Source organism: Streptomyces sp. x-19, assembly GCF_046549115.1.
Classification (GTDB): Bacteria; Actinomycetota; Actinomycetes; order Streptomycetales; family Streptomycetaceae; genus Streptomyces; species Streptomyces albulus_C.
In genome coordinates, this window is the sequence record NZ_JAJPWK010000018.1 from 93,189 (window position 1) to 115,886 (window position 22,698).

Below are 22,698 nucleotides of genomic sequence, written 5' to 3' on the forward strand. Positions count from 1 at the left end.
CGGTCCCCGGACCCCCGGACCACCAGGGGAGTTGAGCGCGGTGCGCAAGGTCTGGCTACTGACGCTGGGGGCCTTCGCCCTCGGCCTGGACGCGTACGTGATGGCGGGGCTGCTGCCGGTACTCGCCGCGGACGTCGGCACCCGGGTGTCCCTCGCGGGCCAACTGGTGACCGCCTTCACGCTGGCCTACGCGATCTCCGCGCCGCTGGTCGCCGGGCTGCTCTCCGGTGCGCGGCCCCGACTGCTGATCCTGGCCGCGCTCGCCGTCTTCACCGTCGGCAACGCGTTGACCGCGCTGGCACCGTCGCTGGGCCTGCTGCTCGGCGCCCGGATCGTCGCGGGCGCCGGCGCGGGCGTCTACTCGGCGCTGTCCACCGCGGCCGCCGCCGCACTCGTCCCCCAGGAGAAGCGCGGACGGGCGCTGGCCCTGGTGATGGGCGGGATGAGCGCGGGCACCGTGCTGGGCGTGCCGATCGGCGTGCTGCTGGCCGAGCACGCCGGCTGGCGGGCCACGCTCTGGCTGGTCACGGCACTGGGCGCGGTCGCGCTGGGCGGACTGGCGGCGCTGCTGCCGCAGGTGCCCGCGGGGCCCGCCGTCCCGGTACGGGCCCGGCTCACGGCCCTCGCCGACCGCGCGGTGGCGCCGGTGGTCGCGGTGTCCTTCCTCGCCGCGGTGGCCAGCCTCGGCCTCTACACCTACCTGGCACCGGTGCTGGCCGCGGCCGGCGGCGTCCAGGAGGTCACCCCGTACCTGTGGGCCTGGGGCGCCGGCGGCGTACTGGGGAGCGTGCTGTCCGGGCCGCTGGTCGACCGGACCGGGCGGGTGCGGATGCTGGCCGGCGGGATCCTGCTGGTGGTCGCCGTGGCCCAGGCCCTGCTGCCGACCCTGGCGGCGGTGGCGCTGCCCGGTGCGGTGGTCGCCCTGCTGGCCTGGGGCGCGGCCGGCTGGGCGTTCCAGGTGCCGCAGCAGCACCGGCTGCTCCGGGCCGGCGCGCAGCGCGGCACCGTCGCCCTCGCGCTGAACAACTCGGCGCTCTACCTGGGCAGTGCCGTCGGCTCGGCGCTCGGCGGGCTGGCCCTGGCCGCGGGGGTGGCGCCGGACGCGCTGCCCTGGGCGGCGGCCGGTGTGGCGGCCCTGGCACTGGTGGTGCACCTGGTGACGGGCCGACGCTCCCGACCCGCGCCGCGCGTGAGTACCCTTGGCAGTTATGAGCACTCTTGAGCCCGAGCGCGGGGCAGGTACGGGGACCCTCGTAGAGCCGACACCGCAGGTGTCGCACGGCGACGGCGACCACGAGCGCTTCGCCCACTACGTCCAGAAGGACAAGATCATGGCGAGCGCGCTCGACGGCACGCCCGTCGTGGCGCTCTGCGGCAAGGTCTGGGTCCCGGGTCGCGACCCGAAGAAGTACCCGGTCTGCCCGCTGTGCAAGGAGATCTTCGAGTCCATGGGCGCCGGTGGCGACAAGGACAAGGACGGCGGCGGCAAGAAGTGACCGCCCGCCGCGGCGCCCGCCCGCTGGGCACGGCGCCGCGGCGCACCGCTCCGCGCCCGGGGTCCGCACGGGCCCGGGTCCCTGACGGGCCCGGGCCCGTCGCCGTACCCGCCCCGCCCGAACCCCCGGGCGCACCGGCCTCCTGAGGGGCCGGCGATCAAGGGTTTCCCTCCGCGGCGGCACGGTGAAGACTGACGTCGTGACAGATCTGGAGACCGCTGCCCACACGGGTCTGATCCCGGCGCCGCTGAGCCACGACCTGGCCGACGCCGAGTCCCGCCCCCGGACCGTACGGCTCGGCGCGCACACCGCGTTGGCCGCCGCACCCGGCACCGAGGCCACCGCCCGCTGGCTGCGCGCCACCCTCGGCGCCGCCTTCGCGCTGCCGCTGCCGCCCGGCTCCCCCGAGGCCCCCGACACCCTGGCGCTCGCCCTCGACCCGGCCCTCCCCAAGGAGGGCTACCGGCTGGAAGCCGACGCCCGCTGGGGCGTCCGCCTCACCGGCGGCGGCCCGGCCGGTGTCTTCTGGGGCGCACAGACGCTCCGTCAGCTCCTGGGGCCCGCCGCCTTCCGCCGCGCCCCGCTCGACCCGGAGCGCGCCGTCGGCCTGCCGGAACAGACCATCGAGGACGCCCCCCGCTTCGGCTGGCGCGGCCTGATGCTGGACGTCTGCCGGCACTTCCTGCCCAAGGAGGGGGTGCTGCGCTACCTCGACCTGATGGCCGCGCACAAGCTGAACGTCCTGCACTTCCACCTCACCGACGACCAGGGGTGGCGGATCGAGATCCTCCGCTACCCGGAGCTGACCGCGACCGGCGCCTGGCGCGAGCGCAGCAGACTCGGCCACCGCGACTCGCCGCTGTGGGACCCGCGCCCGCACGGCGGCTACTACACCCAGGACGACATCCGCGAGATCGTCGCCTACGCCGCCGAGCGGCAGATCACCGTCGTGCCCGAGATCGACGTCCCCGGGCACTCGCAGGCCGCGATCGCGGCGTACCCGGAGCTGGGCAACGCCGACGTCGTCGACACCGCCGCCCTGAAGGTCTGGGACACCTGGGGCGTCAACCCCAACGTCCTGGCCCCCACCGACACCACCCTGCGCTTCTACGAGAACGTGCTCCAGGAGGTGCTCGGCCTCTTCCCGGCGCGGTTCGTGCACCTCGGCGGCGACGAGTGCCCCAAGGACCAGTGGCGGGCGTCGCCCACCGCCCAGGCCCGGATCGCCGAGTTGTCCCTGGACGGCGAGGACGGCCTGCAGAGCTGGTTCATCCGCCACTTCGACCGCTGGCTCACCGAGCGCGGCCGACGGCTCGTCGGCTGGGACGAGATCCTTGAGGGCGGACTGGCCGAGGGGGCGACGGTCTCCTCCTGGCGCGGGTACGCGGGCGGCATCGCCGCGGCCAAGGCCGGCCACGACGTCGTCATGTGCCCCGAGCAGCAGGTGTACCTGGACCACCGTCAGGACACCTCCCCGGACGAGCCGGTGCCGATCGGCTACGTGCGGACCCTGGAGGACGTCTACCGCTTCGAACCGGTGCCGCCGGACCTGACGGACGAACAGGCCGCCCGGGTCCTCGGCACCCAGGCCAACGCCTGGTCCGAGGGGATGGACAGTCAGCAGCGCCTCGACTACCAGGTCTTCCCGCGGCTGACCGCGCTCGCCGAAGTCGCCTGGTCCCGGCTGCCCGGCCCCGAGCTCCGCGACTACCAGGACTTCACCCGCCGGATGACCCACCACTACGCCCGCCTCGACGCCCTCGGCGTCGGCTACCGCCCGCCCGGCGGCCCCCACCCCTGGCAGAAACGCCCCGGCATCCTCGGACGACCCTTCGAGGGGGCGCCCCCAAACGTGTGAGCCGCCGTGCAAGGAGGGCGCTCGTCCGGCCGGACCCTGGAACGGTGGTGCCCGGTGACCGGAACCGCCGGACGAAACCGGACCAGCGCCCTCTTCGAGGACGGAACACCGCTTCGCGGACCCTCGCGCGTACCGGGCCCGCGAAGATGTGCCAGAGTTGCCACGTCCGGGCCGTGAGCACGTACCGTACGGCGGAGCGGAACTGCCGGGACACCGGGGAAGGGGCAGCTGGGTTGACCACGCACGCACCGCACGCGTCGCCATCGGTGACGTTGCCGGCCTCGCTCGACGAGGCGGTGGCGGCACTGACCGCCATGCCCGCCGCCGTGCCGGTGGCGGGCGGCACGGACCTCATGGCGGCGGTCAACGCCGGACTCCTCAGACCAGCCGGCCTGGTGGGCCTCGGCCGGATCAGCGAGATCCGCGGCTGGCAGTACCTGGACGGTCATGCGCTGCTCGGTGCCGGTCTCACCCTCGCCCGCATGGGGCGCCCCGACTTCGCCGCGCTGATCCCGGGCCTGGCCGCGGCGGCCCGCGCCGCCGGCCCGCCGCAGATCCGCAACGCCGGGACCCTGGGCGGCAACATCGTCAGTTGCGCCCCGACCGGCGACACCCTCCCGGTGCTGGCCGCCCTGGAAGCCACGGTGATCATCGCCGGCCCCGGGGGAGCCCGCCGCGAGATTCCGGTCAGCCACCTGCTCACCGGCCGCGAGATGCTGAGCCCCGGCGAACTCGTCGGCTTCGTGCGGGTGCCGCTGCTGCACGCCCCGCAGACCTTCCTCAAGGCCACCGGGCGCACCGGCCCCGGCCGCGCCACCGCCTCCGTCGCGCTCGTCCTGGACCCGGCCCGGCGCGCGGTGCGCTGCGCGGTCGGCGCGGTCGCCGCCATGCCGCTGCGCCCCCTGGAGGCCGAGCAGTGGGTGGCCTCGCTCATCGACTGGGACGGCGAACGCGGCCTGGTACCCGAGGCGCTGGCTGCCTTCGGCGACTACGTGGCGGCCGCCTGCATCCCCGACCCGGTGCCGCCGCAGGACGGCTCCGAACCGGCGACCCTGCCGCCGGCCGCGCTGCACCTGCGCCGTACGGTGGCGGCCCTGGCCCGCCGCGCACTTGGGAGGGCGCTCTCGTGAGCAACGAAGACCACCGTCACCCGCAGCAACCGCACCCCGAGCAGGGGTGGCAGCCGCTGCCGCCGGGCGGCGAGTACGAGTCGGAGGCCACCGCCTTCGTCCAACTCCCCGAAGGCTTCACCACCGGCGCGTACGGCGCCGATTACCGCACTCCCGGCGCGGACCCGCTGGCCGCCCCCGGGCACGGCTACACCCCGCCCGCCTCGTTCCCCGCGCACTCCGCCACGCCCCCGGTACCGGGCGCGGGCACCGACCCGGCGGCGACCGGGCAGTGGACGATGCCGTTCGCCGACCCGTCGGCCGGCTACGTCGACCCCGCCGCGGGCTACGGCGCCACGGGACAGCACGCGACCGCACCGCACCAGGACCCGTCCGCGGGCTACCACGCCAACCCGCCCGAGAACGCCCAGGCGTGGCCCGGCGAGCAGGTGCACTGGCCGGTCGCCGGCAGCCCGGAGGCGGCCGGCGGCGCCTGGACCGTCCCGGCGGCCGACGACACCCTGGAGGAGTCCGGCGAATACCTGGTCGGCGACGACCAACTGCCCGGACACACAACCGCCGCGCCCTACCAGGACGGTGGCTACCCCGGCGGCTACGAGGGCGCCGGCGCGACCGGCCCCGCGGAGACCGGCGCCACCGGCCACTGGAACTTCACCGCCGGACTCAACGCCACCAACGGGCACACCGGGACCGTCGATCAGGGCGGTGCCGTCGACCCGGGTGCGGGCGAGCCGTTCCCGGCGCCCGCCGCCGACCCGTACGCGCAGGACCCCGCGGTGACCGCCCCGGGCGGGGCGACCGGCCACTGGTCGCTGCCCGCCGACGCGCTGGCCCAGTGGCCGCCCGCCGAGCACCCGACCCAGCACGAGGACGTGACCGCCGGCCAGGACGCCGCCGCGGAGGTGCCCGCCCCGGGCGGCGCCGAAGCGTGGTCGGTCCCGGTGGTGGAGGGCGAACAGTCCGACACCACGGGCGGGTTCGTCCTCGACGCCCGTCACGGGACCGCCGACGCCGGCGCCGCACCCGCCGCCCCGGTCGAGGGGCACGTCCCCGTCGAGCACGGGGTGCCCGCGGCCCCCGAGGTCCCCGCCGCGGCCCCGGATCCCGGCCCGCTGCCGGTGGCGGAGCCGCCCGTCGCCGCCCAGGAGCCCGTCGCGGGCGCTGCGCACGGTGGGGAGGCCGCGGACGCCGGCCACCCGCTGGAGCCCGCCGCGGACGCCGCCGCGCCCGCCGAGCCGGTGCCCGCAGAGGCCGCCGCGCCGACCGGCCCGGACGTCCACCCGGCCGAGGAGGCCGCAGCGACGGTCGCTCCCGCACCGGCCCCCGCCGACGACGAGGCCGCACCGGACGCCCCCGCCGTCCTCGACCACCACGACGAACACCCCTCCGCCTCCTACGTGCTGCGCGTCAACGGCGCCGACCGGCCGGTCACCGACGCCTGGATCGGCGAGTCGCTGCTGTACGTGCTGCGCGAACGGCTCGGCCTGGCCGGAGCCAAGGACGGCTGCTCCCAGGGGGAGTGCGGGGCCTGCTCCGTCCAGGTGGACGGACGGCTGGTCGCCTCCTGTCTGGTGCCCGCCGCCACCGCGGCCGGCAGCGAGGTCCGCACCGTCGAGGGCCTGGCGCAGCACGGCGTGCCGTCCGACGTCCAACAGGCGCTCGCCGCCTCGGGGGCCGTGCAGTGCGGCTTCTGCGTACCGGGCATGGCGATGACCGTGCACGACCTCCTGGAGGGCAACCACGCCCCCACGGAGCTGGAGACCCGCAAGGCGCTCTGCGGCAACCTGTGCCGCTGCTCGGGGTACCGCGGTGTCCTGGACGCCGTCGCCGAGGTTGTGAAGTCCCGCACCGGGGCCAACGACCCGTCCGCGGGGGCGCCGGCGTCGGCCGCGACCGCCCGCATCCCCCACCAGGCGGGGCCCGCCGACCCGATGGACGGGGCACCGCACCACCAGGATCCGCAGCCGGGAGGCGCTGGATGAGCGAGCGCAGCACGGGGGTCCGGGTCCCCCGGGCCGCAGGCCGGGGGAGTGTCGTCAACAGGTGCGCGTCCCGCGCGTGCGCGGGTGAGCGGAGCGAGGTCTCGGCATGAGCGGTACGACCGACGGCGCCGCCGTCACCGCGACGCCCCCCGCGGGCGTCCAGATTCCCGACGAACCGCCGCCGCACGGGTTGGGCGTCTCCCTGACGCCGGCCGAGGCGCCGGCCAAGACCGAGGGCACCTTCCCGTACGCCGCCGACCTGTGGGCCGAGGGCCTGTTGTGGGCGGCGGTGCTGCGCTCCCCGCACCCCCGGGCCCGGATCCGCTCCGTGGACGTCCGGCACGCCACCGAGATGCCGGGCGTGCGCGCCGTCGTCACGCACGAGGACGTGCCCGGTGACAAGGGGCACGGCCGGGGCGTCGCCGACCGTCCGGTGTTCGCCGGGGACGAGGTCCGCCACCACGGCGAGCCGATCGCCGCGGTGGCCGCCGACCATCCCGACACGGCCCGCCTCGCCGCCGCCGCCATCGTGGTCGAGTACGAGGTCCTGGAGGCCGTCACCGACCCCCAACTCGCCTTCGAGGCCGAGCCGCTGCACCCCGACGGCAACCTCATCCGGCACATCCCGCTCCGCTTCGGCGACGCGGAGGCGGTCGGCGAGGTGATGGTCGAGGGCTTCTACCGGATCGGCCGCCAGGACCCGGCGCCCATCGGGGCCGAGGCCGGCCTGGCGGTGCCGCGTCCGGACGGCGGGGTGGAGATCTACACCGCCTCCACCGACCCGCACGGCGACCGCGATCTGGCCGCGGCCTCCTTCGGCCTGGATCCGGCGCAGGTCAAGGTCGTGGTGACCGGCGTGCCCGGCGCCACCGGGGACCGCGAGGACCCCAGCATCCAGCTGTCCCTGGGCCTGCTGGCGCTCCGCACCGGGTGCCCGGTGAAGCTGGCCGCCACCCGTGAGGAGTCCTTCCTCACGCACGCCCACCGGCACCCGACGCTGCTGCGCTACCGCCACCACGCGGACGGCGAGGGCAAGTTGGTGAAGGTGGAGGCGCAGATCCTGATGGACGCCGGGGCCTACGCCGACACCTCCGCAGAGGCGCTGGCCGCCGCGGTGTCGTTCGCCTGCGGCCCGTACGTCGTCCCGCACGCCGTCGTCGAGGGCTGGGCGGTGCGCACCAACAACCCGCCGTCCGGCCACATGCGCGGCGAGGGCGCGCTCCAGGTCTGCGCCGCCTACGAGGGGCAGATGGACCGGCTCGCCGCCCACCTGGGCCTGGAGCCCGACGAGATCCGCCGGCGCAACGTCATGGCCACCGGAGACCTGCTGCCCACCGGGCAGACCGTCACCTGCCCCGCCCCGGTCGCCGAGCTCCTGCGGGCCGTCACCGAGGCTCCGCTGCCCGAGCTGCCCAAGGACACCCCGGAGGCCGAGTGGCTGCTGCCGGGCGGCCCCGAGGGCGCGGGGGAGCCGGGCGCGGTCCGACGCGGCGTCGGCTACGCGCTGGGCATGGTGCACATGCTGGGCGCGGAGGGCACCGACGAGGTGTCCACCGCGACCGTGAAGGTCAGCGGTTCGGTGGCCACCGTCATCTGCGCGGCGGTGGAGACCGGTTCCGGGTTCGCCACGTTGGCGCGGCAGATCGTCCAGGAGACCCTGGGCATCGAGGAGGTGCACGTCGCGGGCGTGGACACCGACCAGCCGCCGGCCGGTCGGGCCTGTCACGGTCGGCACACCTGGGTCTCCGGCGGCGCCGTCGAGCGGGCCGCGAAGATGGTCCGCACCCAGCTCCTGCAGCCGTTGGCCCACAAGTTCGGGATGTCCACCGAACTGCTGCAGATCACCGACGGCAAGATCACCTCGTACGACGGGGTGCTCAGCACGACCGTCGCCGAGGCGCTGGACGGCAAGGAACTCTGGGCCACCGCCCAGTGCCGGCCGCATCCCACCGAGCCGCTGGACGAGACCGGCCAGGGCGACGCGTTCGTCGGCCTCGCCTTCTGCGCCATCCGCTGCGTCGCCGACGTGGACATCGAGCTGGGCACCGTCCGGGTGGTCGAGATGTCGGTGGCGCAGGACGTCGGCCGGGTGCTCAACCCGCGTCAGTTGCGGGCCCGCATCGAGGCCGGGGTCACCCAGGGCCTGGGCGCCGCGCTGATGGAGAACCTCCGCACCACCCGCGGTCAGGTCCGCCACCCCGACCTGACCGGCTACGCGCTGCCGACCGCGTTGGACGCGCCGGACATCCGGATCGTCAAGCTCGTCGAGGAGCGCGACGTGGTCGCGCCGTTCGGCGCCAAGGCGGCCAGCGCGGTGCCGGTGGTGACGTCGCCGGCCGCGGTGGCGTCGGCGGTCCGGGCGGCCACCGGACGGCCGATCGGCCGCCTGCCGATCCGTCCGCAGGCGGCGGTGGCGCAGCCGGTGCAGTCGGCGCAGGGGGCGCAGTGACGCCGTCGTGGCGATGCGGTGGCGGCGGCGGGTCCGTGCCGATGCCGCCGCACTGACCCCGCGGGACACCGTGCCGTGCGGGCCGCCCGGCCCGCACGGTCCTGCCCACGCCCACCCGATTCCCCTTCGCTCGCCCCTGCCCGACCTGCGATTTCACTCTCCGTCACGGTCGTTGTCAGTGCCGTCACTTACCGTTGTTTCCAGCGTGCGATTCCGTGCGCGACGCCGGACGACGACCGGCGGGGGACGCCCGGCGGCGGGCACGGCCGGGGGAGGGGGCGAGCGGGATGCACGGGGGAGAGCGGGAACGCCGGGAACGCCGCGCAGCGGGGACGAACGCGGTGCGAAAGCGCCCGGAGACGGTCCCCACGGTGATGGGGACCGCCTCCGGGTGGCTGCGCCGAAGCGCCCGCGCACTGCCCACCGGGGCCTCAGGCATGCAACGATGTGGGGCCGCGAGACGCCTCATGCCGTTTGGATGCCGAGGTACGTAACGCAGCCGCGAGGACGCTGTCATAGCCGGACCGTAGGCTTCGTCCATGGAAAAGGGAGCCTTCTCGCGGGACGACGTTCTGAAGACCATGCAGGAGTACGACGACCTGGGGAGATCGGCGTTTCTCAGCCTGTACGGCTTTAAAGCGGCCAGAAAGTTCCTCATCCTGCACGATGGCAAGGAGTACGACTCCAAAGCCATCGCGGCTGTAGCTCACAAGCACCAGCACGGCAGGCCCCTCACGTGGCAAGAACTAAGCGGAGGCGTAGGCCACGCCGTTGATTGGCTCAAGCGAGAAGGGTTCAAGATCGGTGTATCGCGCAGTCCGAAGTGGACGCGCGACGAACTGATTTTGGCTTGCGACGTCGTTGCACAGACCGGCTGGCAGGGCTTGTCTGCCTCCGATCCGCGTATCGCGGAGCTGTCCGAACTTCTTCAACTTCTTGGCGCCTATCCACCGGAGGAGCGTGCGGCTGAGTACCGTAACCGCAACGGTGCCGCCTACAAGACGCTTAACATCGCCAGTTTCCATCCTGACTACCAAGGCGCGCCGACGAACGGCGGGCAGCTGGACCGTGAGGTGTTGCAGGACTTTCTTGAGCGCCCGGCGGAGATGGCACGGGCTGCGGCACTGCTGCGCGAGGGGTTGCGCTCCGGGACTCTTCAGCCTGTGCTGCCCATGGATGACAACACCGATGACGATGAGGTTGGTGCGCCGGAGGGGCGCGTGCTCTACCGCCGCCACCGCACACGCGAACGGAACAAGGCGCTCCGCGCGAGGAAGATCGCCGCTGTCCTTAAGAAGGGCGGCACCCTTGCCTGCGAAGTGTGCGGCTTCGACTTCAGCGCGGTCTACGGCGAGCGGGGGCAGGGCTACATCGAGTGCCACCATGTGGTGCCGCTCCATGAGGCAGGGGAAGGCACAACCAAGCTTGCAGACCTCGCTCTGATCTGCTCGAACTGCCACCGCATGATCCACCGTTGTGCGCCGTGGCCCACGCCGGCACAACTGCGTGCGTTGGTGCAGGAACAGGCTGGGGTGATGGCAGCAGCGGTACCGAGGCCGCGGCTGGAGGCGGATGAAAGGGACCCCCTTGCCACCTGAGCGATGTCCAGCATCCGTTCCTGTCCCACCCGTCGCCCCCGGCGGTCGGAATTCGGCGTGGGCAGACGGACAAACCCCAGAGGGCCGGAGCGGTTTCGCGTCCGGCCCTCTGGGCTGGTGGAGGATACGAGATTCCCACTCGTGAGAGTTGCTTCCAACGCGCTTTCCAACTGTCCGCTTGGCTGTACAGGAGCGTCCGCGAGGGTTCGCGGGGCTGTAGGGCAGGGTGCGCGCGCTGAGGTGCACGGTGGCGTCCGCCAATGCACCGGACAAAGACCAGGGCAGAGCGGCTCTGAGCCTAGGTCTCAGCCCAGAGACGAGGGGCGAGGCCGATGAGCTCCGGGCCCTTCGAGAACGACGACGCTCCGGCTCATGCTCTTGTAGACCCCCGTCAGGCGTTCCACCGCTATCTCGTGGGCGCTCGTCCAGATGAAGGACCCCGCCGAGGCTCTCGGTTCCGACGGGAATGCGCTGGGGCGCCGCCTGTAGTTCAGGGACGGCACTTCGACCGAGTAAGCCATCTCCTACCTGCCGTGGGACATCGCCGAGGACATCCGGGAGCTATTCGAGGAGAACCCTGGCGATGGCGGCATCTACGCCTGGCTGGAAGGAGCACGGTCTCACGCTGACGGAGCTGACAGAGACGGTGCGGGTGTGCCTGACGACGTAGCAGGAAGAATCTACAGCGGGTCGTGTCGTCGAGGTTTGCGATACCTTCGTGGCTGCTGAACAGTTCGTTTTGGAGCACGGGTTCCCTGCGGGCTGCTGAACAGTCCGCCTCCTGAGCCTTGGCCCGTCGCACGAATTTTGCGCGGCGGGTTAAATCATGTAAATGAGTTGGGCGCTCTCTTACAGGTGGACGGTCTGATCTGGAAGGCCGAGGAGGACCGGCCGGACGATGACGACGGTGCGGCTGGCGCCCTCGTACCGGCCAACTGAGACGGGAATCGAGACGGACGCGCGTAAGGGTGGCGCCCTCGGAGGGTGCCACCCTTACGACTTGCCTGGTGAAGGCAGTAGAGGCCGTGGCGGGAATCGAACCCACGTAACTCGCTTTGCAGGCGAGTCCCTAAACCACTCGGGCACACGGCCGGGGTGCGGTGCTGTCCCGACTGTAGGCCGCCCGGTGGGGGGCGCGGCAAGAGTGGCGGGGCGACTGCCACAAGGCTGCAACACGCGGTTCATGAACGGGCGGCGGGTGCCGGTCCGCCGGCGTCAGGAGGCCCTGAGGAACTCCTCGACCAGCGGGCGGAAGAGGTCCGGCTCGTCCACCCAGGGGTAGTGCCCCACGAGGTGCAGCGGGCGCACCTCGGCGTGCGGGAAGGCGGCGGCGACCAGTTCGCCGGCGCGCATGCCGACCACGCCGTCGCGGTCGCCGGTGACCACCAGGACCGGGCAGTCGACCTGCCGCAGCCCCGCCAGGAGCGCCTCCCGGGTCGACTCGTCCACGCCCTGCCAGAAGCCGGCCCGCGGCACCGGCCCCAACTGCTCGCCCTCGGTGGCCGCATGGGCCCGCTGCGGCTCGTCCCACCGGCCGTAGGCCAGTGGCGCCGCCGCGTACAGCAGGTCGCGCACCCGCGCCAGGTCGGACGCCTCGGCCAGCTCCTGCACCGCCACGGAGGCCCGCGGCCACCACTCCTCGTGCATCCGGGAGGTGAAGATCTCCTGGGCGTCGTCGGGGAGTTCGCCCTGGAGGCGGGAGCCGGGGCAGACCAGCACCAGGCGGGTCAGCCGCTCCGGGTGGGTCGCCGCGTAAGCCTGTGCCACCGTGGCCCCCGCGTCGTGGCCGAGCAGGGCGAAGCGTTCCAGGCCGAGGTGGGCGCGGAGCGCCTCGACGTCCGCGGCGAGGTGCGGGAAGGCGTACCGCGCGGGGTCCGCGGCGGCCGGGGAGGAGCCGGTGCCGCGCCCGTCCGGGACGATCAGCTGCCGGTGCCCGGCCAGTCCTCCCAGGTCCCCCAGGTACGCGGCGTCCCGCCCGGGGCCGCCGGCCAGGCACACCAGGGGCGGCAGTGCGGAGTCGACGGGGCCGAGCACGCGGTAGTGCAGCTCGGTGTCGTCGTAGGTGCGGAAGTAGGGCATGCGGACAGCTTGCCGGACGGTGCGGGACGGGAGGGTTTCCGGGATGCCGCGGCGGGCGGCGGTGGCGACCTGCGGCGTAGGACCGACGGCCGAGGCGATCCCCGCCTCCGGACAGGGGCGCACCTGCCCTACGGCCCTTACGCTGGCCCGATGACCGCTGACCCTTCGAGCCCCGCGGACGCGGCCGCCCGCGTCGCGACGGGCCGCACGACCGCACCCGCCCCGGCCGGCACCGCGCCCCCGGCCGGCTCCGGCGGCGTCCTCGGCCGGGAGCACCGGGCGCTGACGCTCGGCATCATCTCCGTCGTCTCCCTCATCGCCTTCGAAGCGAGCGCGGTGAACACCGCGATGCCGGTGGCGGCCCGGGCCCTCGACGGCATCGGGCTCTACGCCTTCGCCTTCTCGGCGTTCTTCACGGCCAGTCTCTTCGCGATGGCGCTCGCCGGTGTGTGGAGCGACCGGCGCGGTCCGCTGGCGCCGCTGTTCAGCGGGATCGCCGCGTTCGGCGTGGGACTGTTGGTCGCCGGCGGGGCGCAGGGCATGGGCATGTTCGTCGCTGGGCGCGGCGTCCAGGGGCTGGGCGGCGGGCTGGCGGTGGTGTCGCTGTACGTCGTCGTCGGCCGCGGCTACCCGGAGCGGTTGCGGCCGTCGGTGATGGCGTCGTTCTCGGCGGCCTGGGTGGTGCCGGTGATCGTCGGCCCGTTGGTCGCGGGGACGGTGACCGAACAGTTCGGCTGGCGCTGGGTGTTCCTCTCCATACCCGTGCTGATACTCCTGCCGCTCGGGGTGATGCTGCCGGCGCTGCGCAAGCTGCCGCGCAGCGCACCGGGGCCGGACGCCGGCCTCCGGCGGATCCTCGGCAGTCGCCGCTGCCTGTTGGCCCTGGCGGTCGCGGTGGGCGCCTCGCTGGTGCAGTACGCGGGCCAGCACCCGAGCTGGTTCGCGCTGCTGCCGGCCGCGAGCGGGTTGGTGCTGCTGGTGCCGGCCATCGTGCGGCTGCTGCCCCGTGGCACGTTCCGGGCGGCCCGGGGGTTGCCGACGGTGGTGCTGATGCGCGGTCTGGCCGCCGGGGCGCTGGTGGCCGCCGAGAGCTTCATCCCGCTGCTGCTGGTCACCCAGCGGGGCCTGTCCGCCACCCTCGCAGGGCTCTCGCTCACCGGCGGCGGCCTGACCTGGGCGCTCGGCTCGTACGTCCAGAGCCGCCCGCGCATGGACCGGCACCGCGAGCGGTTGATGGGACTGGGCATGGCGCTGCTGGCGGTGGCGATCGTGCTGGTGCCGCTGGTGCTGATCGACGCGGTGCCGGTCTGGACGGTGGCCGCGGCCTGGACGATCGGCGGGTTCGGCATGGGGCTGAACATCTCCAGCGGCGGCGTGCTGCTGCTGAAGTTGTCACGGCCGGAGGAGGCGGGCAGCAACTCCTCCTCCCTGCAGATGTCCGACGCACTGGGCAACGTGACCTTCGTCGGGGTCAGCGGGGTGCTGTTCGTGGCCTTCGGCGGCGGTTCGATCGCCGCGGCCGGCGCTGCGTCGGCCGGCGCCGCGGGCGCCGCACCGGCGGGCCACCCCGCGGCGTTCCTGGCGGTCTTCGCGGCGATGGCGGTGGTCGCGGCCGCCGGTGCGCTGGTGGCCGGCCGGCTGCGGCCGAAGGCCGAGTAGGCCCGGGGCGCACCCCGTTCGCCGGTGGGGTGTGACCTCGCTCCCACCGCGGGGCGGGAGCGGGCGTTCGGCGCCGGGCGGAAAGCGGGGCACCGGTAGGCTGACGCGGTTGCCGATCGCCGACCTCAGCCGACGGAGACCGTGACTACTACCACCAGCGCCACCAACAGCCATCACCTGTCCCCGGCCTTCCCGGGACGGGCCCCGTGGGGCACCGCGAACAAGCTGCGCGCCTGGCAGCAGGCGGCCATGGACCGCTACCTCCAGACCCAGCCGCGGGACTTCCTCGCCGTGGCCACGCCCGGCGCCGGCAAGACCACCTTCGCGCTGACCCTCGCGTCGTGGCTGCTGCACCACCACGTCGTGCAGCAGGTGACGGTCGTCGCGCCGACCGAGCACCTGAAGAAGCAGTGGGCGGAGGCCGCGGCCCGGATCGGGATCAAGCTCGACCCGGAGTACAGCGCCGGGCCGCTGGGTCGCGAGTACCACGGCATCGCGATCACCTACGCCGGCGTCGGGGTCCGCCCGATGCTGCACCGCAACCGCATCGAGCAGCGCAAGACGTTGGTCATCCTCGACGAGATCCACCACGCCGGCGACTCGAAGTCGTGGGGCGAGGCGTGCCTGGAGGCGTTCGAGCCGGCGACCCGACGGCTGGCGCTGACCGGCACCCCGTTCCGCTCGGACACCAACCCGATCCCGTTCGTGGCGTACGAGGAGGGCAACGACGGCATCCGCCGGTCGTCCGCCGACTACACCTACGGCTACGGCAACGCGCTCGGCGACGGCGTCGTCCGGCCGGTCATCTTCCTCTCCTACAGCGGCAACATGCGCTGGCGCACCAAGGCCGGCGACGAGATCGCGGCGCGGCTGGGCGAGCCGATGACCAAGGACGCGGTCTCCCAGGCGTGGCGCACCGCGTTGGACCCGCGCGGCGAGTGGATGCCGAACGTGCTGCGGGCCGCCGACCGGCGGCTGACCGAGGTCCGCAAGGGCATCCCGGACGCCGGCGCCCTGGTGATCGCCTCCGACCAGGAGCAGGCCCGGGCCTACGCCAAGCTGATCCGGGAGATCACCGGCGAGGGCGCGACCCTGGTCCTCTCCGACGATGCGGGCGCCTCGCAGCGCATCGACGACTTCTCGCACTCCGAGGACCGCTGGATGGTCGCGGTCCGGATGGTGTCGGAAGGCGTCGACGTGCCCCGCCTCGCGGTCGGCGTGTACGCCACCACGATCTCCACCCCGCTGTTCTTCGCGCAGGCGGTCGGCCGGTTCGTGCGGTCCCGCAAGCGCGGCGAGACCGCGTCCGTCTTCCTGCCCACCGTCCCGTCGCTGCTCGGCTTCGCCAACGAGATGGAGGTCGAGCGCGACCACGTCCTCGACAAGCCGAAGAAGGACGCCGAGGAGGACCCGTACGCCGAGTCCGAGAAGGAGATGGACGAGGCGAACAAGGAGCAGGACGAGGACACCGGCGAGCAGGAGCAGTTCTCGTTCGAGGCGCTGGAGTCGGAGGCCGTCTTCGACCGGGTGCTCTACGACGGCGCCGAGTTCGGCATGCAGGCGCACGCCGGCAGTGAGGAGGAGCAGGACTATCTCGGCATCCCCGGCCTGCTGGAGCCCGACCAGGTGCAGATGCTGCTTCAGAAGCGGCAGGCCCGGCAGATCGCGCACAGCCGCAAGAAGCCGGACGCCGAGGCGGACCTGCTGGAGATGCCCGCCGAGCGGCGCCCGGTGGTCACGCACAAGGAACTGCTGGAACTGCGCAAGCAGCTCAACACTCTCGTGGGTGCCTACGTCCACCAGAGCGGCAAACCGCACGGGGTGATCCACACCGAGCTGCGCCGGGTGTGCGGCGGCCCGCCGAGCGCGGAGGCGACGGCCGGGCAGCTGGGCGAGCGCATCAAGAAGGTGCGGGAGTGGGCCACCCGCATGCGCTGAGCGTGTCCCGGTCCCGGCCCCGGGGGCCTGTGCGGATACGGGGCCGGGCCGGGGAGGTGCGGTGCAGGTCCGGTGCGGAAGCGGTGTGCACGGCGCGCCGCGGGTGCCCCGCCGAAGCGCGGCCGTTTGATAACGCCCCGGTCACGGTGGCGTGACTCGAACCCCGCCGGAGGGGACCACGGTACGGACGAGAGCGGATATTCCGGGCGCGAAAGCCCGGATTCTGGACGCGCTCTTCCGCTGACCGGAGTCGCTCGCTACTGTCCCGGTCACGCACACGCCCCGTGGCAGCGCCGCCGCGGAGCGCAGCCGGTGCAAAGCGGCCGGCGGCTCTTGCGCGCTGTTCCGGGACGAGCAGTGCGCCGCGCACGGACGCCGCCACTCACTCCAGGAGGGGGCGTCGTGACCGCAGAGACCTCCCAGACGCTCGACCGAGGACTGCGCGTCCTCAAACTGCTCGCCGACACCGACCACGGGCTGACCGTCACCGAGCTCTCCCACAAGCTCGGGGTCAACCGCACGGTGGTCTACCGCCTGCTGGCGACGCTGGAGCAGCACGCTCTGGTGCGCCGGGACGCCGGCGGTCGGGCCCGGGTCGGACTGGGCGTGCTGCGCCTGGGTCGCCAGGTCCACCCCCTGGTCAGGGAGGCCGCGCTGCCGGCGCTGCGTTCCCTGGCCGAGGACGTCGGCGCCACCGCCCACCTCACCCTCGTCGACGGCACCGAGGCGCTGGCGGTCGCGGTCGTCGAGCCGACCTGGACCGACTACCACGTCGCCTACCGCACCGGATTCCGTCACCCGCTGGACCGCGGGGCCGCCGGGCGGGCCATCCTCAAGGCCCGCCAGGGCCGCCTCCAGGACGGCGGGCTCGCCCTGACGCACGGGGAGTTGGAGGCCGGTGCCAGCGGTGCCGCGGCGCCGCTGCTCGGGGTCAGTGGCATAGAGGGCAGCGTGGGCGTGGTGATGCTCACCGACTCCGTCGCGGAGCAGATAGGCCCGCGCGTGCTGGACGCGGCCCGGGAGGTCTCCGAGGCCCTGCGCTGACGCCGCGGGGCCCGCCGCCGGCCGACGAGCCGGCGCCCGGTGGGCGGACGGCGCGCAGGACGACGCTCGCGTGCCCGGTGTGGGGACCCTGTGGCGCTGCCGTGTGACCAGGGCCTCGCACGGGGCGGGCGGGGCGGGGGTCATTTAGGGTGGCGGGGTGTCCTCACGCGCCCGTGCCCTGTTGGTCTGCACCGCCCTCGTCCTCGCCGTCCTCGTCACCGCCGCCCTGGCCCCGTTGCCGTACTCGGTCGCGTATCCGGGCATCACGGCCAACGTCCTCGGCGACGACAAGGGCAAGCCGGTGATCACCGTCTCCGGCGTGCCCACCCGCGACACCAGCGGGCAGCTGCGGATGACCTCCATCACGGCCACCGGACCGGCCGCCTCCGTCCACCTGCCGGACGTGGTCCGCGCGTGGTTCCGCACCGACGAGGCGGTGATGCCGCGGGACTCGGTCTACCCGGTCGGCAACAACACCGAGGAGATCGCCGAGCACAACGCGGAGCAGATGAAGCAGTCGCAGGACAGCGCGACCCGGGCCGCGCTGAACCGGCTGGGGAAGTCCCCCAAGGACGTCAAGGTCACGCTGAGCCTGGCGGACGTCGGCGGGCCGAGCGCCGGCCTGATGTTCGCGCTGGGCATCGTCGACAAGCTCGACGGGGACGGTGCCGGGCACGAGCTCACCGGCGGCCGCACCATCGCGGGGACCGGCACCATCGACGCCGACGGCGCGGTCGGCGCGGTCGGCGGGGTGGCCCTGAAGACCCAGGCGGCGCACCGCGACGGCGCGACCGTCTTCCTCGTCCCGCGCAAGGAGTGCACGGACGCCCGCGCCGAGCTCCCGCAGGGGATGCGACTGATCCCGATCACCACCTTGGCCGGGGCGGTGGACGCCCTGAAGGCCCTCAACTCCGGCGGCGCGGTGCCCAGCTGCACCGACTGAGCCGAGGGCCCGACGACCGCGCTCAGAGGGTCGCGGTGACCTCCCTCTTGGCCGAGTGCACCTAGCGGCCGCCCTCCTTGATGAAGCCCTCCTTGAGGAGCCACTCCTTGGCCACCGCGTGCGGATCCTGGCCCTCGACGTCCACCTTGGCGTTGAGCTTCTGGGCGACCGCGTTGTCCAGGGCGGCGGTGACCGGCGCGAGGACGGCGGCGATCTGCGGGTGCGCGCGCAGCGCGGCGGCGTTGATCTCCGGTGCGGCGTTGTAGTTCGGGAAGAAGTGCTTGTCGTCCGCGAGCACGGTCAGCCCCATGGCCTTGATCCGGCCGTCGGTGGTGAAGACCTCGCCGAAGGTGCAGGACGTGCCCTTCGCCGTCTCGGTGTAGACGACGCCGCCGGTCATCCGCCGGACGTTGCCGGGCGGGACGTTCATGCCGTACGCCTTCGCCATGCCGGGCAGGCCGTCGTTGCGGGTGGCGAACTCGTTCTCCACGCAGAGCGTGACCGCGCCCGGGTCCTTCTTCAGCAGCGCGGCGACGTCGGAGAGGGTGCGCACCTGGTACTTCTTCTCGTTGGCGGCGTTCAGCGCCAGGGCGTAGGTGTTGTTCAGCCGGGACTGCGGCAGCCAGACGATGCCGTTGCGCAGGTCGGCGTCCCGTACCGCCTCCCACTGCCGCTGCGGGTCCGGGATCGGCTTGACGTGGCCGAGGTGGGTGATCCAGCCGGTGCCGGTGTACTCGTACATGCCGTCCGCGGTGCCGGTGCGCACGGCCTCCCGGGCGCCGATGGTGCCCTGGATGTTGGTCTTGTCGATGACGGTGGCGCCGGCGGCCTTGAAGACCAGCCCCATGATCTGGCCGAGGATGATGTTCTCGGTGAACTCCTTCGACGTGACGGTCAGTTCGGCGCCCTTGAGGGGCAGTCCCCGGCCGACCGTCCCCGGGGTGACGTCGTCGGTCATCGGGCTGCCGCTGACCAGCCCGCAGCCGCCCAGCAGCGCCGCGGCCAGCACCACCGCGACGACCGCCCCCCGCGCCCCCCGGTGCTCCCGCCGCCCCGGGGACCCCCGCCACCCCCTCACGTGGCCACCTCCAAACCGCGCGGCCGCAACAGCAGTTCCACCAACGAGGCGAGCCACTCGACCAGCAGCGCCAGCGCCACGGTCAGCACCGAGCCGAGGATCAGCACCGGCATCCGCTGGGTGATGATGCCCGCCGAGATCAGGTCGCCCAGCCCGCCGCCCCCGCCGAACGTGGCCAGCGTCGCGGTCCCCACGTTCAGTACCAGCGCGGTGCGCACGCCGGCCAGGATCAGCGGGACGGCCAGCGGGAGTTCGACCCGGCCCAGCACCCCCAGCGGGGACATGCCGATCCCGCGGGCCGCCTCGGTCAGCGTCGGATCGATCCCGCGCAGTCCGGCGATGGTGTTGGCCAGCACCGGCAGCACGGCGTAGATCACCATGCCCACGATCGCCGAACGGGCCCCGATGCCGAGCCAGATGACCAGCAGCACCAGTAGGCCGAGCGCCGGCACGGCCTGCCCGAGGTTGGCGACGACCATCGCGAACGGGGTGGCCCGGCGCAGCCGGGGCCGGGTCAGCGCGATGCCCAGCGGAATCGCGATCACCAACACGAAGAAGGTGGAGACGGCCGTCAGTTGGATGTGCTGGCGCAGCGCCAGCCACACCTTGCCGTGGTCGACGGCCTGGTGGGCGATGGAGTCCAGCCGGGCGCCGCGGAACCACAGCCAGGTCGCCAGCAGCGCGGCGGTCAGGAACGCCGGCATGAACGTCCACTTCTGCCAGCTGATCCGGCGCCCGCCGGCGGTCGCGGACCCGCTGGGCGCGGTTGAGGCCGCCGACTCCCGTTCCGCGTCCGCCGCGTCGTCCGGGAGGGTTGCCCCGTCGGGCCCGTCAGCGGGCCCCGGACGGCCTCCGCGGCTCGGGGACGTGCCGGGCGTCACGCCCGGCCCCCCGGGCCGCCGTCGGCCCCGCCGGCGCCGTCCAGGCCCTCCTGGGCGAGCTGGGTCCGGTGGGCGCTCAGCGTCTGGAGTTCGTGCTGGTGCTCCAGGGCCTCCAGGCGGTCCGCTTCCAGCAGTTCGTGGACGTTGTTCATCAGCGTCTCCATGTCGACCACGCCGAGGAACTCGCCGCGCCGACCGGTGACCGCGACCCGCCCCGCGCTGTCGGTCAGCACCGCCTCCAGCGCGTCGCGCAGCGTCGCGTCCCGGGTCACCGTGTCGGTGACCAGGGTGCCGGCGCGGGCCAGCGACTGCTTGGCGCGCGAGAGGTCGCCGCGGCGCAGCCACTTGTACGGGCGGCGGTGCCGGTCCAGCAGCAGCATCTCGTTGGTGGCGCCGTCGCGCAGCAGGTCGAAGATCGACTGGAGTGGGTCGTCGACCTGCGCGGTGGGGAAGTCGACCACCGCCACGTCCCGCACCCGGGTCAGGTTCAGCCGCTTGAGCGCCGCCCCGGCGCCCACGAACCCGGAGACGAAGTCGTCCGCCGGATTGGTCAGGATGGCCTCCGGGGTGTCGAACTGGGCGATGTGCGAGCGCTCGCGGAGCACCGCGATCCGGTCGCCGAGCTTGATCGCCTCGTCGAAGTCGTGGGTGACGAAGACGATCGTCTTGTGCAACTCGTGCTGGAGCCGGATCAGCTCGTCCTGGAGGTGGTCGCGGGTGATCGGGTCGACCGCGCCGAACGGCTCGTCCATCAGCAGCACCGGGGGGTCGGCGGCGAGTGCGCGGGCCACCCCGACCCGCTGTTGCTGACCGCCGGAGAGCTGGCGCGGGTAGCGGTCGTGGAACTCGCCCGGGTCCAGCCCGACCAGGTCGAGCATCTCCGCCACCCGCTCCCGGGTGCGCGCCTTCGACCAGCCGGTCATCTTCGGCACCAGGGCGATGTTCTCCGCCACCGACATGTGCGGGAAGAGCCCGGACGCCTGGATCGCGTAGCCGACCTTGCGCCGCAGCCCGACCGGGTCGATGGCGGTGACGTCCTCGTCGCCGATCCGGATCCGCCCGGAGGTCGGCTCGATCAGCCGGTTGATCATCTTCAGCGTGGTGGACTTCCCGCAGCCGGACGGCCCCACGAACACCACCGTCTCGCCGGCCTTGATCTCCATGCTGACGTCGTCCACGGCCGGGGCCGGGGTGCCCGGATAGACCTTCGTCAGGTGCTCCAGGTGGATGGCGGCGCCGGTCGAGGGGGCCGGCCGGGCGGCCGCCCCGGTGGCGCTCCGGTCGCTCACGGGCGGCTCAGGCACGGATCCCCCTGGAAATGGTCAGGCGTCCGATCAGGACGTAGGCGGCGTCGAAGAGGAGGGCCAGGACGACGATCCCGAGCGTCCCGGAGAGCACCTGGTTGAGCGCGTTGGCGCTGCCCAGCGAGGCGATCCCGCGGAAGATCTCGTTGCCCAGGCCGGGTCCCGAGGCGAAGGCGGCGATGGCCGCGATGCCCATCAGCATCTGGGTGGCGACCCGGATGCCGGTGAGGATCGGCGGCCAGGCCAGCGGGAGTTCGACCCGGAACAGCCGGGCGGCGCGTGACATCCCGATGCCCTTGGCGGCGTCGACCAGTGCCGGGTCCACCCCGCGCAGCCCCACGATGGCGTTGCGGACCACCGGCAGCAGTCCGTACAGCGTCAGGGCGACGACGGTCGGTGCGACGCCGAGGCCGACGATCGGGATCAGCAGGCCGATCATGGCCAGGGACGGGATGGTCAGGATGGTCGCGGTGGTCATGGTGGCGAGCGCGCCGGCCCACTCGCTGCGGTAGGTGGCGACGCCGAGCGCGACGCCCAGCACGGTGGCGATCACCATGCACTGGAAGACGGCGCTGGCGTGTTGAAACGTGTCCGTCAGCAGCTGGGCGTGCCGGCTGCCGACGTACTCCCAGAAGCTCACCCGTCGCCTCCTCGGTCCGTCACCGCTGCGGCCCGCCCGCCGCGGTTCAGTCGCCCGCGGCCTGCTTCACCAACGGGATGAGCCGCAGCGGAACGGGATTTTCCATGACGATCGCCGTGGACGCCCGCACGATGCCATCAAAGCCCACGACCCGGTCGATCACCCGCTGGAGATCGGCGTTCGACCGCGCCACCAACCTGCAGAGCATGTCCCCGTGTCCGGTCGTTGTATGCAGCTCCAGCACTTCCGGTACGCCGGCCAAGTGGGCCCGCACGTCGTTGCCTTGGCCCTGCTTGATCTCCAGCGTCGCGAACGCGGTCACCGGATAGCCCAGCGCCGCCGGGTCCACGTCCGGTCCGAAGCCCCGGATCACTCCATTCGACTGAAGCCGGTCGAGCCGCGCCTGCACCGTCCCGCGGGCCACCCCCAGCCGGCGGGACGCCTCCAGGACGCCGATCCGCGGCTCCCGGGCGAGCAGTTCCAGCAACGCCCCGTCCAAATGATCGATCGCCACCGCCGTAGCCTCCGATTCCGATGGTCATCGTGTACAGATCGCTCGGTGAGTTCCGTGTACTGCTATACACATTGCCCAGTGATTGCGTGAACTATTGCGCACCTT

Annotated in this window: 17 protein-coding genes, 1 tRNA gene and 1 pseudogene; 12 read left to right on the forward strand and 7 right to left on the reverse strand. The window is 73.3% G+C overall.

From position 1 onward, the window contains the following. Positions 1-40: 40 nt before the first annotated feature. The 8 genes and pseudogenes from ACLJT4_RS30710 to ACLJT4_RS30745 form a co-directional block, all read left to right on the forward strand. Entirely contained in the window at positions 41-1,222 is a 1,182-nt protein-coding gene (locus ACLJT4_RS30710; protein ID WP_411127377.1) for an MFS transporter, read from the forward strand. Then, entirely contained in the window at positions 1,209-1,496 is a 288-nt protein-coding gene (locus ACLJT4_RS30715; RefSeq protein ID WP_078487141.1) for a DUF3039 domain-containing protein, read from the forward strand. Before ACLJT4_RS30710 ends, ACLJT4_RS30715 begins: the two co-directional genes overlap by 14 nt. A gap of 199 nt (positions 1,497-1,695) precedes the next feature. Further along, complete coding sequence (locus ACLJT4_RS30720) at positions 1,696-3,354, forward strand: beta-N-acetylhexosaminidase (protein WP_411127250.1); 1,659 nt, start codon at positions 1,696-1,698, stop codon at positions 3,352-3,354. A 233-nt stretch (positions 3,355-3,587) separates the two neighbouring features. Continuing rightward, positions 3,588-4,484, forward strand: coding sequence for an FAD binding domain-containing protein (locus ACLJT4_RS30725; protein ID WP_411127252.1), 897 nt, complete (start codon positions 3,588-3,590; stop codon positions 4,482-4,484). Then, complete coding sequence (locus ACLJT4_RS30730) at positions 4,481-6,466, forward strand: 2Fe-2S iron-sulfur cluster-binding protein (protein ID WP_411127253.1); 1,986 nt, start codon at positions 4,481-4,483, stop codon at positions 6,464-6,466. Before ACLJT4_RS30725 ends, ACLJT4_RS30730 begins: the two co-directional genes overlap by 4 nt. Before the next feature lie 106 nt (positions 6,467-6,572). Further along, positions 6,573-8,915, forward strand: a complete 2,343-nt coding sequence (locus ACLJT4_RS30735) for a xanthine dehydrogenase family protein molybdopterin-binding subunit (protein ID WP_411127254.1) — start codon at positions 6,573-6,575, stop codon at positions 8,913-8,915. 539 nt (positions 8,916-9,454) lie between these two features. Further along, entirely contained in the window at positions 9,455-10,513 is a 1,059-nt protein-coding gene (locus ACLJT4_RS30740; protein ID WP_411127255.1) for an HNH endonuclease, read from the forward strand. Positions 10,514-11,002: 489 nt separating this feature from the next. Next, positions 11,003-11,282, forward strand: a pseudogene (locus ACLJT4_RS30745) (GntR family transcriptional regulator); the annotation flags it as partial. A 251-nt stretch (positions 11,283-11,533) separates the two neighbouring features. Here ACLJT4_RS30745 and ACLJT4_RS30750 read toward each other — a convergent pair. Then, a tRNA-Cys gene (locus ACLJT4_RS30750) sits at positions 11,534-11,605 on the reverse strand. A 123-nt stretch (positions 11,606-11,728) separates the two neighbouring features. Further along, entirely contained in the window at positions 11,729-12,592 is an 864-nt protein-coding gene (locus ACLJT4_RS30755) for an alpha/beta fold hydrolase (protein ID WP_411127256.1), read from the reverse strand. Positions 12,593-12,742: 150 nt separating this feature from the next. On the opposite strand from ACLJT4_RS30755, the gene ACLJT4_RS30760 reads away from it, so the two are divergent. The 4 genes from ACLJT4_RS30760 (at position 12,743) to ACLJT4_RS30775 (ending at position 18,176) form a co-directional block, all read left to right on the forward strand. Then, positions 12,743-14,251: an MFS transporter gene (locus tag ACLJT4_RS30760; RefSeq protein ID WP_411127257.1), complete on the forward strand. Its 1,509-nt coding sequence runs from the start codon at positions 12,743-12,745 to the stop codon at positions 14,249-14,251. Between the two features lie 141 nt (positions 14,252-14,392). Beyond that, on the forward strand, positions 14,393-16,189 hold the full coding sequence (locus ACLJT4_RS30765) for a DEAD/DEAH box helicase (protein ID WP_411127258.1): 1,797 nt from the start codon (positions 14,393-14,395) through the stop codon (positions 16,187-16,189). A 402-nt stretch (positions 16,190-16,591) separates the two neighbouring features. After that, complete coding sequence (locus tag ACLJT4_RS30770) at positions 16,592-17,233, forward strand: IclR family transcriptional regulator (protein WP_411127259.1); 642 nt, start codon at positions 16,592-16,594, stop codon at positions 17,231-17,233. A 157-nt stretch (positions 17,234-17,390) separates the two neighbouring features. Continuing rightward, positions 17,391-18,176: a S16 family serine protease gene (locus ACLJT4_RS30775; protein ID WP_411127260.1), complete on the forward strand. Its 786-nt coding sequence runs from the start codon at positions 17,391-17,393 to the stop codon at positions 18,174-18,176. Positions 18,177-18,237: 61 nt separating this feature from the next. Here ACLJT4_RS30775 and ACLJT4_RS30780 read toward each other — a convergent pair whose 3' ends face one another. The 5 genes from ACLJT4_RS30780 to ACLJT4_RS30800 form a co-directional block, all read right to left on the reverse strand. Further along, complete coding sequence (locus ACLJT4_RS30780; RefSeq protein WP_411127379.1) at positions 18,238-19,134, reverse strand: glycine betaine ABC transporter substrate-binding protein; 897 nt, start codon at positions 19,132-19,134, stop codon at positions 18,238-18,240. A 116-nt stretch (positions 19,135-19,250) separates the two neighbouring features. Next, on the reverse strand, positions 19,251-20,135 hold the full coding sequence (locus ACLJT4_RS30785) for an ABC transporter permease (protein WP_411127261.1): 885 nt from the start codon (positions 20,133-20,135) through the stop codon (positions 19,251-19,253). Further along, positions 20,132-21,439 (reverse strand): betaine/proline/choline family ABC transporter ATP-binding protein, encoded by a 1,308-nt coding sequence (locus ACLJT4_RS30790; protein WP_411127262.1) that lies wholly within the window; start codon positions 21,437-21,439, stop codon positions 20,132-20,134. Before ACLJT4_RS30790 ends, ACLJT4_RS30785 begins: the two co-directional genes overlap by 4 nt. Next, on the reverse strand, positions 21,432-22,079 hold the full coding sequence (locus ACLJT4_RS30795; protein WP_411127264.1) for an ABC transporter permease: 648 nt from the start codon (positions 22,077-22,079) through the stop codon (positions 21,432-21,434). The genes ACLJT4_RS30790 and ACLJT4_RS30795 overlap by 8 nt, the downstream gene beginning before the upstream one ends. A gap of 46 nt (positions 22,080-22,125) precedes the next feature. Next, positions 22,126-22,593 (reverse strand): Lrp/AsnC family transcriptional regulator, encoded by a 468-nt coding sequence (locus ACLJT4_RS30800; protein ID WP_016576396.1) that lies wholly within the window; start codon positions 22,591-22,593, stop codon positions 22,126-22,128. Positions 22,594-22,698: the final 105 nt, after the last annotated feature.